Below are 14,160 nucleotides of genomic sequence, written 5' to 3'. Positions count from 1 at the left end.
CCCTTGAAGCTCTTCCTCACACGGATCGTCATCGCGCTCAGAAACTTCCAGCAATGGCTGGTGGCGCTGGTTGCGTTCGGCTTCCTCAATCTTCTCAAGGTTTTTCCTGCGGATCCCGCGATCCGATTTGCCGATCGCATGGCGCGTCGTATCGGCCCCAGGCTCGGCCGGCACAAGCTGATGCTCGTCAACCTGCGTAATGCTTACCCGGAAAAGACCGACGAAGAACTGGAGCAGATCGCGATCGCGAGCTGGGGCCATATGGGACGGCTTGCGGCCGAATATGTTTTCCTCGACCGATTGTTCGATTTCGATCCGGAGAGGACGGAGCCGGGCAGGGTGGAGGTGTCGGGCATTCCGATCTTCGTCGACCTGCGCGACAATCCGCGACCCTTCATCGTCTTCACTGCCCATACCGGCAATTTCGAGCTTCTGCCCGTCGCCGGAAAGGCCTTCGGCCTGGAGGTCATGGTGCTCTTCCGGCCGCCGAACAATCCGTATATCGCGGAAAAGGTCTTTGCGTTTCGTGCCAGCCGCATGGGCCAGCTCGTGCCTTCACATGCGGGTTCGTCCTTTGCGCTCGCCCGTCGGCTGGAACAGGGCGGCGGGGTCGGCGTACTGGTCGATCAGAAGTTCCGCAAGGGCCTTATGACGACGTTCTTCGGCCGGCCGGTACAGACCAATCCGCTGCTCGCCAAACTCGTCCGGCAGTTCAACGCGGAGGTCTATCCGGCACGTTGCATCCGTCTGCCCGACAACCGCTACCGGCTGGAGATCGAGCCGAAGATCGAGCTGCCGCGCGACGAGAAGGGTAATCTCGACCTCCAGGCCACCGGCCAGATGCTCAACGACAAGGTGGAGAGCTGGGTGCGGGAGTATCCCGAGCAATGGCTCTGGTACCACGACCGGTGGCATATCAAGCGGTATCTGTAAATCTTCAGATGATCCCTGGATACAACTTGGAGCCGCATGGCCGAGCGTTCTACGTTAAGTCATCGACCAAAATTTGGGTCCGTCCTTGAGGAGAAGAATTAATGTCTGGCGGATTTGATGACGAAGCGCCGGTCGCAGGGGAAGGATTGGCGGCAGTCTCCAGATAGAGGGGGCGAGGGGGTATTTTTGCAAGCGCTGATCGATCTCTTCTGGTCCAAATATACCGATCTGCGTCAGGCGGTCGAACGGAATGATACGCTGGCAACCGTCGCGCTCGATCGCGACCTTGATCCTCTCATGCTCGCAATTTTCTCTTCTCAGGGAAAAGATCCGGCCAGTATTCAGGCGCAGTTCCGGTTCGCGCTCGATCTCCTGAACGAAGAGGCCGACGACCGCAGTTGCGTCCGCCGCAACGGGCACCTGCTGCGGATGCTCGTAGAGCGTTACGTCGCTCCGCAAACCGGCCAGTCGGCCAACCGTCAGCCCGAGCCAGGCGAAACGTCGATCATTGCGGATGCAACGGCAGACGGATTTCTCGACGATGCGCTTCTCAACCGCATATCCGACCGGATTGTCGTCATCGCGCCCAGCTACCGGATATTCTACACCAACGAAACGAATGCGCGGCGTCTTGACGTGTCGCGGGACGAACTGATCGGCCGCCATTTCGCGGAATTCGTGGGCATTCACCGTTTCAGGAACGAATTCAAGCCAGGCCTCGAGCGGTGCTTCAAGGGCGAAAGCGTCTCCTTCACTTATGCAGACCAGGTGGACGGCCAGACTGTGGTCATCCGCTGCCGCATGTCGCCCTGCGTCTCCGGCTCATCGCAGCCTGTCGGCGCGTTGCTGGTCATGCAGGAAACTGCCGATCGCCGACGGCGTTCGGCGGCATAGCGATTATCTGTCGGACCAGACGGCCAGTTCGTAGCCTTCCGGATCGGCGAAATGGAACCGCCGTCCGCCGGGAAAGGAAAAGATCGGCTTGACGATCTTGCCGCCGGCCTTCTCGATCCGTGCCTGGGCGTCCTCCAACTCGTCCGCGAAAAGGATGATCAGCGCACCGCCCTTGGCGTTGATATCGGCTGATTTCGCAAAGCCGCCGGTCAGCCGTCCGTCCTGGAATTCACAATAGTCCGGACCGTAGTCGGTGAAGGTCCAGCCAAAAGAAGTGCCATAGAATGCCTTGGCTCTTCCTATGTCGCGCACGTTGAATTCGATGTAATCTATCTTGCGATCCGCGCCCTTGGCTCCCATGGGTGCTCTCCTATTTCTTGTCTTCCAGCAGGTCTTTCAGCGCCTTCAGATCTTTCCGTATATGCGCGGCGTCCGCCTCGAAGGCCGCATCGTCCAGGTCCGGGCGCTGGAGCAGCGTGAACATGACTTCCGCACCATCGCCATTCGCCACCACCCGCAACGGATTTTCCACGACAAGGCCGTTCTCCATGCTCACCACATGGTCAATGATACCGAACCGGTTCGGTGGGGCAAACCGCACGCGCACTTTGCCGATCGGTCCGCCGTCGCCGATCCAGTCCTCGCCTTCGCGGGTCAGGCCGGAGGACAGACCGGACGCCCAGAGCGGCATGTTCTCAGGTCTGCTTGCGAAGTCATAGACCTCCAGCCAGGGCCTTTCGATGCCGATATGGATGATACGGGCGGGCATTGTCGTCATGATCGTTTCCTCGATTTCCCGAAAACCTACCGACACGAAGCTGGAATTTCTTGAACAAAACGGACAATCAGGCGAGCTGTCGGCGGATATCTTGCGGGGTCAGCGTCGTGAATTCCTTCACGTCGCGCGTCATATGGGCCTGGTCGGCATAACCGGCCTCCAGCGCCAGGATAGCCAGACTCTGTGGGGAGCACCTGCGGGTCAGGCGGAGAAAGCGCTGGAAACGAAGGATGCGCTGGAGCATCTTCGGGCCGTAACCGAAATGATCACGGCTTTGCCGCCGCAGGGTGCGTTCGCCGAATGCTGCCTGTACAGAAACATCATGAAGCGTACCATTGCTGAGGCTGTTGAAGAGCGCTTCCATGTCGCTCCTTGGGTCAGCGGTCGCCACGGACTTCCTGAGCGCCCATGCGTGAAGGAGCGCGCGCCTTCCGGCGAGGCTGCTTTCATTGGCAAGCTGTTCTTCGATTTCCTGCGTGTCACGGTTCAGGTCCCACAGGGGGATGGCCTTTCCGACGAGTTCGTTGAGCGGAACGTCGAGCCACCGCAGCGCGGCACCCGGCCTGAAGCGCAAGCCGAGGATTGTTTCTCCGGCAGCAACGGCAGGGAAGGCGGCTGTGCGATCCGGGCCGACGATCATCAGCCGGCCACCGGCAAAGATCAGATCCGAACAGCCGTCGGGCACAACGATCATGCGGCCCTGGAAGTCATCCGGCAACGTATGGGACCATGAGCAACGGAAAAGCTTGTCGAGCTCCCCGGTCGCAGGCTGCTCGCTGTAGATGCCGGCGCGCATGGCCAGCAAGGGTGTCTCTTTCCTGGCATTCATGACTCGGCTCACAAAGTCCTTGTCGCACCGGAAAACGGCACTTGCAAGGCACCGCAGGTGGCTGAGGAGCATAGGCCACAGATACTCATTCCCGGTCCACTTCGTCGCCCGGATGAAGACGGAATGTCACCGAAATTTAATCGTTTAATGCCGCCTTTGCCTTGCCGTTTGATAATTTGAGTGCGACAACAGCCCCGAATCTTCAAATGGAGGCACATCCGTGGAACAGGCAGAAATCGGCCTTATCGGGCTCGGCGTCATGGGCTCTAACCTCTCCCTCAACATCGCCGAAAAAGGTAACAAGATCGCCGTCTTCAACCGCACTGCGGAAGTGACGCGCAAGTTCCATGCCGAGGCCGGCGCATTGCAGAACCAGATCGTCCCCTGCGAGACGCTGGAAGAATTCGTTGCCGCCATCCGGCCGCCGCGGCCGATCATCATCATGATCAAGGCCGGCGATCCGGTCGACCAGCAGATGGAGCATCTGAAGCCCTATCTTTCGGCCGGCGACATCATGATCGATGCGGGCAATGCGAACTTCCGCGATACGATGCGCCGTTTCGACAATCTGAAGGACAGCGGTCTCACCTTCATCGGCATGGGCGTTTCCGGCGGCGAGGAGGGGGCTCGCCACGGCCCGTCGATCATGGTCGGCGGCACGGAGGAAAGCTGGAAGCGCGTCGAGAAGGTGTTCACCTCGATCTCTGCCAAGTTCAACGGCGAGCCTTGCGTCGCATGGCTCGGAGAAAACGGTGCGGGCCATTTCGTCAAGACGATCCACAACGGCATCGAATATGCCGACATGCAGATGATCGCCGAGATCTACGGCATCCTGCGCGACGGCCTCGGCATGAGCGCGTCGGAAATCGGCAACGTCTTCGGCCGCTGGAATACCGGCCGCCTCAACTCTTACCTGATCGAGATATCCGAAAAGGTGCTGAAGGCGAATGACCCGATCACCGGCAAGCCGATGGTCGATGTCATCGTCGACCGCGCCGGCCAGAAGGGCACCGGCAAGTGGTCGGTCATCGAGGCGCAGAACATGGGTGTTGCGGCGACCGCCATCGAGGCGGCCGTCGCCGGCCGCATCCTGTCGTCACAGCGTGAGGAACGTGTTGCGGCCGAGAGGATTTTCGGTCTGCCGAAAGCCGAGAGGCCGAAGGACGGCATGGCCTTCCTGGCCGATCTCGAGAATGCGCTGCTCGCCGCCAAGATCGGTGCCTATGCCCAGGGGTTCGCGGTGATGGCCGCGGCATCCGCCGAATACAACTGGAACCTGCCGATGCCGACCATCGCCAGGATCTGGCGCGCCGGCTGCATCATCCGGTCGCAGTTCCTCGACGAGATCACTTCGGCCTTCACCAAGGACCCGCATGTCGCGAACCTCATCGTCACGCCGGCCTTCTCGAAGATGGTCAAGGAAACCGATGGCGCGCTGCGCCGGGTCGTCTCCTACGCGGCGCTGTCCGGCCTGCCGGTCCCGGCGCTTTCGTCGGCGCTTTCCTATTTCGATGCCTACCGCCGCAGCCGGGGCACGGCGAACCTCATCCAGGCGCAACGCGACTTCTTCGGCGCCCACGGCTTCGACCGCCTCGACGGCGTCGACAAGCATCACGGCCCCTGGGGCAGCGGCCTTGAGGAATTCGCCTGATTCACCTGGACGATGGAAAAAGCCCTCATTGGCGGGCTTTTCACTCCTTCGGGCCCATTTTCGACCAGACCGGCTGGGCGATGCTCTGCAGGAGTTCGGGCGCCACGCCGTCAATACGCGCCATCAGAGCCTTCGCGAGCTCGCGCCCGGCCTGCCGCACGTCCTCGTTGACGGTATAGATTTCCGGCCGGATCCAGTTCAGGAATTCCGCCGACTGTTTCGAGACGACATCGACATCGATACCGAGCTTCTTGCCGGCCGCTTCGAGGCCGGCGACCAGGGCGATCGTTGCCGATCCACTGATCGAGATGATGCCGTCCGGCGATCCGGCCGAACGCATCAGCCGTTCTGCGTAGGCACGAGTTTCGTCCAGCGGGGTTTCACTCGTCACGCGGCCCATGGGCACTTCCGTCGCACCGAAATCCGTCAAACCGCGTTCAAAGCCGATACGGCTGTGGGTGTAGAAGGAAAAACGGCTCTGGGGCGCGAGAAGCGCAATACGTTTGCGGCCTTTTTGGACGAGCTTCTGGACAGCCTGATAAACGTAAGTTTCGTTGTCGTAGTCGTGAAAGGGATGCACGATGCCCATATCCGTGCGCCCATGCGTTGCGAAGGGGAGGTTGCGCTCCGTCATCAACCGCACCCGCGCATCATCGGGTTCGATACGCGAAATGATCACGCCGTCGGCTGAACCCGTGTCGAGAATGTAGCGCACCGGCACCATCGGATCCTTCTCGAAGGAATGCGGCGTCACCACGAGGTGATATTGCGTGCCGCCCAGCACTTCGGAAATGCCGTGCACCAACTGGCTGGTGAAGCCCAGCAGTTCCTCGTCGATACTGAGCACGAGGGCGATCACGTTGGTCTTGCCGGTGCGCAGCCTGACGCCCGCGCGGTTCGGCTGATAACCGAGCTGGTTGGCGACGAGGCGCACCCGCTCCTTGGTCTCTGCGCCGATATCAGGCGCATCCTTCAGCGCCCGTGAGACGGTGGTTATCCCCAGCCCTGTCATATAGGCGATTGTCTTCAAGGTGGGGCGCTCGCGGACCGCGTCCCGCGCTCCGAGCGTTCTTGGTCTTCCGCTGTCGTCCATTATCCGCCGTCACTACCCGAGTCAGGCGATCACTATAGTGAGTTCAAGCTTGCCTGAAAACGGAGCGACCCTTTCTTTTCTCCTCCACGTCAGGCATAAAACTGAAACGTTACAGGTAAAATGTCGAGGGAAAATTTGCAGGTCCGCAGAACCATATATCTTCCGGTTGCACAACGCATATGCGAGAGGATTTTTGCAATCGCGAAATGGGATTGAGCGAGCATCGACAAGATTCCTCGCGATTGCGGGGAATTTCTTGGCCAATCGGGGAGATCAGCGATCTGAGAGGATGAGGGTGTTTTCCCTTGTAAATTGTATTTTCTCGGATCCCGTTTTTTTTCCAGCCAGACCGGTTGCGCGATTTATCTGATTGGCATACGTTTTCACGGCAACGTTTCAGTGAGGGAGGAGACTCATGAATATTCGTGCTATGACAGCCATTCTGGCCGCAACCGTCGTGCTGCCGCTCGGAGCGGCCCACGCCACCGATCTGGAAGTCACCCACTGGTGGACATCCGGCGGCGAAGCCGCAGCGGTCGCGGAACTCGCCAAGGCTTTCGATGCCACCGGCAACAAGTGGGTGGATGGTGCCATCGCAGGTTCCGGCAGCACGGCGCGCCCCATCATGATCAGCCGCATCACCGGCGGCGATCCGATGGCCGCGACGCAGTTCAACCATGGTCGTCAGGCCGAAGAACTGGTGCAGGCTGGCCTGATGCGCGACCTCACCGCCATTGCGGAGAAAGGCAAGTGGAGGGAAGTCATCAAGCCTGTAAGCCTGCTCGATTCCTGCACGATCGACGGCAAGATCTACTGCGCGCCTGTCAATATCCATTCCTGGCAGTGGCTGTGGCTTTCGAATGAAGCCTTCCAGAAGGCGGGCGTACCGGTGCCGACGAACTGGAACGAGTTCGTGGCCGCGGCGCCGGCCCTGCAGAAGGCGGGCCTGCAGGCCCTCGCGCTCGGCGGGCAGCCGTGGCAGGCCAACGGTTTGTTCGACACGCTGGTGATCGCCATCGGCGGCAAGGAACTCTACGAGAAAGTCTACAAGGACAAGGACGAGGAAGTCGCCGCCGGACCGGAGATGGCGAAGATTTTCGCCGCCGCCGATCAAGCGCGCCAGCTGGCGAAAGGCTCCAACGTCCAGGACTGGAATCAGGCGACCAATCTCGTCCTTACCGGCAAGGCCGGCGGACAGATCATGGGCGACTGGGCGCAGGGCGAATTCCAGATCGCCGGCAAGAAGGCCGGCACGGACTACACCTGCCTTCCGGGCCTCGGTCTCAACCAGGTTCTGGCGACCGGGGGCGACGCCTTCTATTTCCCGCTTCTGGACGATGAGGAAAAGTCCAAGGCGCAGGACATCCTGGCCGAAACGATCGTCGATCCGAAGACCCAGGTTGCGTTCAACCTGAAGAAGGGATCGGTGCCGATCCGCGGTGACGTCGATCTCGCAGCCGCCAACGACTGCATGAAGAAAGGCATCGAGATCATCTCGAAGGGCAATGTCGTCACCAGTACCGACCAGCTGGTTTCCGCCGATACGCAGAAGCAGAAGGAGGACCTGATGTCCGAATTCTTCGCCGGCACATCGATCACGCCGGAACAGGCGCAGGAGCGCTTTGCGGAAATCATCGGCTCGGCGGACTGATCCCGTCTCATTGCCTGTCGTAACCGGCTCCGCCCGAAAGGCGGGGCCGGGAAAAGCGGTGCGGGAATACTGCAACCGCGATCGAGGAGGAAACATGGCGAAAACCGTTCCATCAGGTCGGCCCAACCATCTCTTGCGTAATCTCAACTCGAAGATCGCCTCGATCCCGATGATCCTCATCGCGGTGGTGATCTTTCTCGGCGGCACGCTGTGGACCGTCGTTTATTCCTTCACCAATTCAAGGCTTCTGCCGCGGTTCAATTTCGTCGGCCTGGATCAGTACGAACGTCTCTGGGCTTCGTCGCGCTGGATGATTTCCATCCAGAACCTGGCGGTATACGGAATCCTGTCGCTCATCTTCAGCCTCGTCATCGGCTTCGTGCTTGCGGCTCTGATGGACCAGAAGATCCGTTTCGAGAACACGTTCCGCACCATTTTCCTGTATCCCTTCGCACTGTCCTTCATCGTCACCGGTCTCGTGTGGCAATGGGTTCTCAACCCGGAATTCGGCATTCAGGGCATTGTGCGGTCGCTCGGCTGGGAAAGCTTCGCGTTCGATCCGCTCTACAATCCGGATATCGTCATCTACGGCATCCTGATTGCAGCACTCTGGCAGGGCACGGGACTTGTCATGTGCCTCATGCTGGCTGGTCTGCGCGGTATCGACGAGGACATCTGGAAGGCGGCGCGCGTCGATGGCATCCCGATGTGGCGCACCTATATCTTCGTCGTCATTCCGATGATGCGGCCGGTCTTCATCACCACGCTCGTTCTGATCGCCAGCGGCATCGTCAAGGTCTACGACCTCGTCGTGGCGCAGACCAGCGGCGGCCCCGGAAACGCCTCGGAAGTGCCGGCCAAATACGTCTACGACTATATGTTTCAGGCACAGAATCTCGGCCAGGGCTTTGCTGCATCGACCATGATGCTGCTGACGATCGCGATCATCATCATTCCCTGGGCCTATCTCGAATTCGGAGGGCGCAAGCGTGGCTGACGTTTCCACTCTCAATACGACCGTGGCCGGCATCGATGCGGTTTCGCGGGGGCTCGCCTCCGGTCCCCGCGGTCGCAAGCCGAAAAGGGTGCTCTCGCGGCGCAATATCGTGCTCTACGGAACGCTTACGGTCGCGGCGCTCTATTATCTTCTTCCGCTCTATGTGATGGTCGTGACCTCGCTCAAGGGCATGCCGGAGGTGCGGCTCGGCAATATCTTCGCTCCGCCGATGGAGATCACCTTCGAACCCTGGGTAAAGGCCTGGGCGCAGGCCTGCACCGGCCTCAACTGCGACGGGCTTTCGCGCGGTTTCTGGAACTCCGTGCGCATCCTCGTGCCGTCGGTGGTGGTGTCGATCGCGGTTGCTTCCGTTAGCGGCTATGCGCTTGCCAATTGGCGCTTCAAGGGGGCCGAGCTTTTCTTCTCGATCCTCATCATCGGTGCGTTCATTCCTTACCAGGTGATGATCTATCCGATCGTCATCGTGCTTCGGGAACTGGGCATATACGGTACGCTGACGGGCCTCGTCATCGTTCATACGATCTTCGGAATGCCAATCCTGACGCTGCTGTTCCGCAACTACTTCGCATCGCTGCCGGTCGAGCTGTTCAAGGCGGCACGCATCGACGGTGCAGGCTTCTGGCAGATCTATTTCCGAATCATGCTGCCGATGTCGCTGCCGATCTTCGTGGTCGCGATGATCCTGCAGGTGACGGGTATCTGGAACGACTTCCTGTTCGGCGTGGTGTTCACCCGGCCGGATACCTATCCGATGACCGTGCAGCTCAACAACATCGTCAACTCGGTCCAGGGCGTGAAGGAATACAACGTCAACATGGCGGCGACGCTGCTGACGGGTGCTGTTCCCCTGATCGTCTATTTCGTTTCCGGCCGGCTTTTCGTCCGCGGCATCGCCGCCGGCGCAGTCAAAGGGTAAAGCCTGATGCATGACACCGTTTCCATCAAAAAGCAGAACAGCGTTTCCATTCGGGATCTGTCGCTTTCCTTCGGCTCGGTGAAGGTTCTGGAAAACCTGAACCTCGATATCCGCGACGGCGAATTCCTGGTGCTGCTCGGCTCGTCTGGGTGCGGCAAGTCCACACTCCTGAACTGTATCGCCGGACTGCTGGAGCCGACCGACGGCCAGATCTTCATCAAGGACAAGAACGTCACCTGGGAGGAACCCAAAGACCGCGGCATCGGCATGGTCTTCCAGTCCTACGCGCTCTATCCGCAGATGACTGTCGAGAAGAATTTGTCCTTCGGCCTGCGTGTCGCAGGCCTCCCGAAGGATGAGATCGCCAAGCGGGTGGCGCGTGCCGCCGGCATCCTGCAGATCGAGCCGCTTCTCAAACGCAAGCCCGCGGAACTTTCCGGCGGCCAGCGGCAACGCGTCGCGATCGGCCGTGCATTGGTGCGCGATGTCGACGTCTTCCTGTTCGACGAGCCGCTTTCGAACCTCGACGCCAAGCTGCGTTCGGAGCTTCGCGTCGAGATCAAGCGACTGCACCAATCGCTCAAGAACACGATGATCTACGTCACCCACGACCAGATCGAGGCGCTGACGCTCGCCGACCGCATTGCCATCATGAAAAACGGCGTCATCCAGCAGCTCGATGACCCGACGACGATCTACAATCGGCCGAGGAACCGTTTCGTCGCCGGTTTCATCGGTTCGCCGTCGATGAATTTTCTCAAAGGCGAGCTTTCGGAGGAGGGCGGCCGCGTTGTGTTCAAAACCGACGGCACCAGCTTCTCGCTCGACGGCTACGAGGCCTCCAAGCCGCTTACCCCGGGCCGCAAGGTCATTCTTGGTGTCCGGCCGGAGCACATAAAGGTGGACGGTGACATCCAGGGCGGAGAAGTGCATGACGCCGTGGTCGAGATCGAGGAGCCGATGGGCGCCGACAATCTTCTCTGGCTGAAGCATGCGGGCCATGCGGTAACCGCCCGCATCGGCGGAGCGCGGCGCTATGCGGTCGGCACCAAGGTCCGCGTCGGGTTCGACATGAGCATGGCGTCGCTTTTCGATGCCGAAACGGAAGAACGCATCTGATGTTTGGCTGGAGGAGGACCGGATCGGCACGGCATGACATTTCAGAGGTTGCGGCATGACCGTGATCGACCTCTCGGGTTCATGGCAGCTTGCGTCTGCCGATGGAGAGCATCGGGCCATGATGCCGATACCGGGAGACGTCCACACTGCGTTGAAATCCGCAGACATCATTCCGGACCCGTATTTCGGGCGGAACGAAGACGCTGTCCAATGGGTAGCTCATGCAGACTGGATCATCGAGCGGCGCTTCGTGCTCGATGATCCGGACGGCAGCTGGTATCTCGACATCACCTATCTCGATACGGTCGCGATCGTCTTCGTCAACGACGTCCCGGTGCTCTCGGCCGACAACTGCTTCCGCCGCTACCGGCCCGATGTTTCATCGGCACTTCGACCTGGCGAGAACACGATCCGCATCCATTTCCATTCGAATATCGCGGCAGGCGCCGACCGGCAGGCGCATCAGCCTTTCTACATTCCTTATTCCACGGCCAATTGCCCGATCCCCAACGGCAACATGCTGCGCAAGCCGCAATGCCATTTCGGCTGGGACTGGAATATCGCGTTGGCACCGCTTGGCCTTTATGGCGCGATTGCCTTGCGAAAGCTCGATACGGCCCGCATCGAACACGTCGTCACCACACAGAGACATCACAATGATGGGGTCGAACTGTATGTGGCGCTGACGCTCTATGCCGGGGAGCCCGGGATACTGCCCGTCCACTTTTCACTCAACGGAGAACGGGTACGGCTCGATTGCGGCATCGACGCGGGTACGACCACCATTCATCACGTCTTCGAAATCAAGAACCCAAGGCTCTGGTGGCCGGCGGGAAGCGGCGAACAGGCGCTCTACGAACTCGTCGTCGAAGTTCCGGCCGAAACGGTCGTCCGGCAGATCGGTCTTCGCAGGGTCGAACTGCTGACCGATCCGGACGAAGCCGGCAGTCGCTTCGCCTTCCGTGTCAACGGCCGTGAAATCTTCTGCCGCGGCGCCAACTGGCTTCCGGCGGACGCGCTCTTTTCGCTGACAAACCCGGAAAAGACCGGAGACCTGCTGCGTTCGGCAGTGGACGCCAACATGAACATGATCCGCGTCTGGGGCGGCGGTTTCTATGAACAGGACTGGTTCTACGATCTCTGCGACCGGCTGGGCCTGATGATCTGGCAGGATTTCCAGTTCGCCTGCAACCTCTACCCCTCGACGCCCGACTTCCTCGAAAACGTGGAAGCGGAGGTGGACTATCAGGTTCGCCGGCTGATCTCGCATCCCTCGATCGTCATCTGGTGCGGCGACAACGAATTGGTCGGCGCGCTGACCTGGTTCCCGGAATCGCGCGGCAATCGCGATCGCTACCTCGTCTCCTATGACCGCTTGAACCGGACGGTCGAGCAGACGCTGAAAAGAGTGGCGGCTGACGCAATCTGGTGGCCGTCCAGCCCGGCGTCGGGCTATCTCGACTATGGCGACGCCTGGCATGCGGACGGTTCCGGCGACATGCACTACTGGTCCGTCTGGCACGAGAACAAGCCGTTTAGCGATTATCGGTCGGTCCGGCCGCGCTTCTGCTCGGAATTCGGTTTCCAGTCCTACACGTCGCTGCCGGTGATCGAGACCTATGCGGCTCAGAAGGACATGAATATCGCCTCTCCGGTCATGGAGCACCACCAGAAGAATGCCGGCGGCAACGAGCGGATAGCCGGCACGATGTTCCGCAATTTCCGCTTCCCGAAGGATTTTGCCAATTTCGTCTATCTGAGCCAGGTACAGCAGGGCCTCGCGATCAGGACGGCTGTCGATTACTGGCGGTCCCTGAAGCCCCATTGCATGGGCACGCTCTACTGGCAGCTCAACGACACCTGGCCGGTCGCCTCCTGGTCGAGCCTCGATTACGGCGGAAGCTGGAAGGTGCTGCACTACATGGCCCGCCGCTTCTTCCAGCCGGTCGCGGTGGCGGCCATTCCATCGGAGGACGGAAAGAGCATCCGCATCTCGCTGGTCAATGACACGCCCGAGGATGTGACGGTGACCATCAATCTGTCGCTTCTCAGCCTGAACGGCGAGCGCAGCCCGTTGCAGAGCATTGAGGCCGTGTGCACGCCGGATGCTGCAGTGACCGCATTGACCCTACCTGTTTCGGACATTCCCGAAGGCTTAATCCTTGCCTGGAGTTTTACCGTTTCCAACGGCATGGGCGGGGAGGGGCATCATGTCCTGGGCACTTACAAAGCGCTGGAGCTGGAGCCGTCGGGTCTTGAGTTTTCCGTGTCTCCAGCCGGTGATGGCGCGTTTGATCTCCTCGTCCAGGCCAGAGGTCTTGCCCTTTTTGTGCTGATCGAGAGCGCCACGCCCGGCCGTTATTCCGACAATGCCTTCGATCTTGCTGCCGGCGAAAGCCGCCGCATCACCTTCACGCCCGCCGCGCCCGTCGGTGCGGTTCCGCAATTCCGCATCTACGATCTCTATTCCTGCCAGGCGGCAGGCTGAGGCTCTTTTCAAGGGAGGATCACATGACGAAACTCGGTTTTCAGCTTTATTGCGCCCGCAATTTTCCGCCGCTCTCCGACATCCTGAAGCAGGTCGCCAGGGCCGGATATTCGGAAGTCGAAGGGTATGGCGGCCTCTATGCGACGCTCGATGAGGCCGGCCTGAAAGCATTGCGGGCCGATCTCGACGCCAACGGGCTTACCATGCCGACCGGCCATTTCGGTCTCGATCTCCTTGAAAAGGAGCCGGCGCAGGCACTGCTCATCGCCAAGACGCTCGGCATGGTGGCAATCTATTGCCCCTTCCTCATGCCCGATCAGCGGCCGCGTGACGCCGCCGGCTGGTTTGCCTTCGGTCAACGCCTTCAGGAAGCGGGCAAGCGGTATCAGGATGCCGGCTATACATTCGGCTGGCATAACCATGACTTCGAGTTCAAGACGCTTGGCGATGGCTCGACACCGCAGGAACAGATTCTCGCCGGCGGTCCTGATCTCGCCTGGGAAGCGGATATAGCCTGGCTCATTCGCGGCGGCGCCGATCCCTACGGGTGGATCGAAAGCTATGGCAAGCGCATCACTGCGGTGCATGTGAAGGACATCGCGCCGGCCGGTGAAAACACGGACGAAGACGGTTGGGCCGATGTCGGCTACGGTACGGTGCCGTGGAAGGATCTGATGGCGGCGCTCAGGAAGACGCCGGCGAAACATTACGTTCTCGAACACGACAATCCGAAGGATGTCGAACGGCTGCTCACGCGTTCGATCGCCTCGTTCAAGACCTATTGATCACA

The 14,160-nt window shown here is 60.2% G+C and carries 13 protein-coding genes; 9 read left to right on the top strand and 4 right to left on the bottom strand.

Features of this window, described 5'->3' with window-relative positions; all coding sequences use genetic code 11:
* The first annotated feature begins 3 nt into the window (after positions 1–3).
* Together JL39_RS05550 and JL39_RS05545 are read left to right on the top strand one after the other, a co-directional pair.
* Positions 4–933 (top strand): lipid A biosynthesis lauroyl acyltransferase, encoded by a 930-nt coding sequence (locus JL39_RS05550; RefSeq protein ID WP_037148477.1) that lies wholly within the window; start codon positions 4–6, stop codon positions 931–933.
* Between the two features lie 186 nt (positions 934–1,119).
* Entirely contained in the window at positions 1,120–1,827 is a 708-nt protein-coding gene (locus JL39_RS05545; RefSeq protein WP_037147163.1) for a PAS domain-containing protein, read from the top strand.
* A 3-nt stretch (positions 1,828–1,830) separates the two neighbouring features.
* Here JL39_RS05545 and JL39_RS05540 read toward each other — a convergent pair whose 3' ends face one another.
* From JL39_RS05540 to JL39_RS05530, 3 genes are all read right to left on the bottom strand, one after another.
* Entirely contained in the window at positions 1,831–2,187 is a 357-nt protein-coding gene (locus JL39_RS05540; protein WP_037147161.1) for a VOC family protein, read from the bottom strand.
* A 10-nt stretch (positions 2,188–2,197) separates the two neighbouring features.
* The gene (locus JL39_RS05535) at positions 2,198–2,605 is read right to left on the bottom strand and encodes a polyketide cyclase (RefSeq protein ID WP_037147158.1); all 408 of its coding nucleotides are present in this window, start codon (positions 2,603–2,605) and stop codon (positions 2,198–2,200) included.
* A gap of 67 nt (positions 2,606–2,672) precedes the next feature.
* Positions 2,673–3,434: a helix-turn-helix domain-containing protein gene (locus JL39_RS05530; RefSeq protein ID WP_037147155.1), complete on the bottom strand. Its 762-nt coding sequence runs from the start codon at positions 3,432–3,434 to the stop codon at positions 2,673–2,675.
* Between the two features lie 220 nt (positions 3,435–3,654).
* Between JL39_RS05530 and gndA the strand changes: the two genes are divergently transcribed.
* Positions 3,655–5,085 carry an NADP-dependent phosphogluconate dehydrogenase gene (gene gndA / locus JL39_RS05525; protein ID WP_037147152.1) on the top strand — a complete coding sequence of 477 codons (1,431 nt, stop codon included), beginning with the start codon at positions 3,655–3,657 and terminating at the stop codon, positions 5,083–5,085.
* A 40-nt stretch (positions 5,086–5,125) separates the two neighbouring features.
* On the opposite strand, the gene JL39_RS05520 is transcribed toward gndA, so the two are convergent.
* The gene (locus JL39_RS05520; RefSeq protein ID WP_037147147.1) at positions 5,126–6,178 is read right to left on the bottom strand and encodes a LacI family transcriptional regulator; all 1,053 of its coding nucleotides are present in this window, start codon (positions 6,176–6,178) and stop codon (positions 5,126–5,128) included.
* Positions 6,179–6,593: 415 nt separating this feature from the next.
* Here JL39_RS05520 and JL39_RS05515 point away from each other — a divergent pair, with 415 nt between their 5' ends.
* The 6 genes from JL39_RS05515 to JL39_RS05490 all read left to right on the top strand — a co-directional run bounded on the left by JL39_RS05515 (position 6,594) and on the right by JL39_RS05490 (position 14,155).
* Positions 6,594–7,829 carry an ABC transporter substrate-binding protein gene (locus tag JL39_RS05515; protein WP_037147144.1) on the top strand — a complete coding sequence of 412 codons (1,236 nt, stop codon included), beginning with the start codon at positions 6,594–6,596 and terminating at the stop codon, positions 7,827–7,829.
* A 94-nt stretch (positions 7,830–7,923) separates the two neighbouring features.
* A complete protein-coding gene (locus JL39_RS05510; protein WP_037147141.1) occupies positions 7,924–8,826 on the top strand; it encodes a sugar ABC transporter permease in 903 nt (300 codons plus the stop codon).
* A complete protein-coding gene (locus tag JL39_RS05505) occupies positions 8,819–9,763 on the top strand; it encodes a carbohydrate ABC transporter permease (RefSeq protein WP_037147138.1) in 945 nt (314 codons plus the stop codon). Before JL39_RS05510 ends, JL39_RS05505 begins: the two co-directional genes overlap by 8 nt.
* A 6-nt stretch (positions 9,764–9,769) precedes the next feature.
* Positions 9,770–10,882, top strand: a complete 1,113-nt coding sequence (locus tag JL39_RS05500; RefSeq protein WP_037147133.1) for an ABC transporter ATP-binding protein — start codon at positions 9,770–9,772, stop codon at positions 10,880–10,882.
* Between the two features lie 55 nt (positions 10,883–10,937).
* Entirely contained in the window at positions 10,938–13,370 is a 2,433-nt protein-coding gene (locus JL39_RS05495; protein WP_037147130.1) for a glycoside hydrolase family 2 protein, read from the top strand.
* A 23-nt stretch (positions 13,371–13,393) separates the two neighbouring features.
* A complete protein-coding gene (locus tag JL39_RS05490; RefSeq protein WP_037147128.1) occupies positions 13,394–14,155 on the top strand; it encodes a sugar phosphate isomerase/epimerase in 762 nt (253 codons plus the stop codon).
* The last annotated feature ends 5 nt before the right edge of the window (positions 14,156–14,160 follow it).

It is taken from the genome of Rhizobium sp. YS-1r, from assembly GCF_000757525.1.
GTDB classification, from domain to species: domain Bacteria; phylum Pseudomonadota; class Alphaproteobacteria; order Rhizobiales; family Rhizobiaceae; genus Neorhizobium; species Neorhizobium petrolearium.
The sequence above is the reverse complement of the archived record's forward strand: the minus strand, read 5'-3'. Positions and strand labels throughout refer to the sequence as shown.

Bases quoted from the DNA above. Each gene is read 5' to 3' on its own strand.
- JL39_RS05530 (WP_037147155.1), bottom strand. From the start codon at position 3,434: ATGAATGCCAGGAAAGAGACACCCTTGCTGGCCATGCGCGCCGGCATC.
- JL39_RS05515 (WP_037147144.1), top strand. From the start codon at position 6,594: ATGAATATTCGTGCTATGACAGCCATTCTGGCCGCAACCGTCGTGCTG.
- JL39_RS05520 (WP_037147147.1), bottom strand. From the start codon at position 6,178: ATGGACGACAGCGGAAGACCAAGAACGCTCGGAGCGCGGGACGCGGTC.
- JL39_RS05495 (WP_037147130.1), top strand. From the start codon at position 10,938: ATGACCGTGATCGACCTCTCGGGTTCATGGCAGCTTGCGTCTGCCGAT.
- JL39_RS05535 (WP_037147158.1), bottom strand. From the start codon at position 2,605: ATGACGACAATGCCCGCCCGTATCATCCATATCGGCATCGAAAGGCCC.
- JL39_RS05500 (WP_037147133.1), top strand. From the start codon at position 9,770: ATGCATGACACCGTTTCCATCAAAAAGCAGAACAGCGTTTCCATTCGG.
- JL39_RS05510 (WP_037147141.1), top strand. From the start codon at position 7,924: ATGGCGAAAACCGTTCCATCAGGTCGGCCCAACCATCTCTTGCGTAAT.
- JL39_RS05490 (WP_037147128.1), top strand. From the start codon at position 13,394: ATGACGAAACTCGGTTTTCAGCTTTATTGCGCCCGCAATTTTCCGCCG.
- JL39_RS05540 (WP_037147161.1), bottom strand. From the start codon at position 2,187: ATGGGAGCCAAGGGCGCGGATCGCAAGATAGATTACATCGAATTCAAC.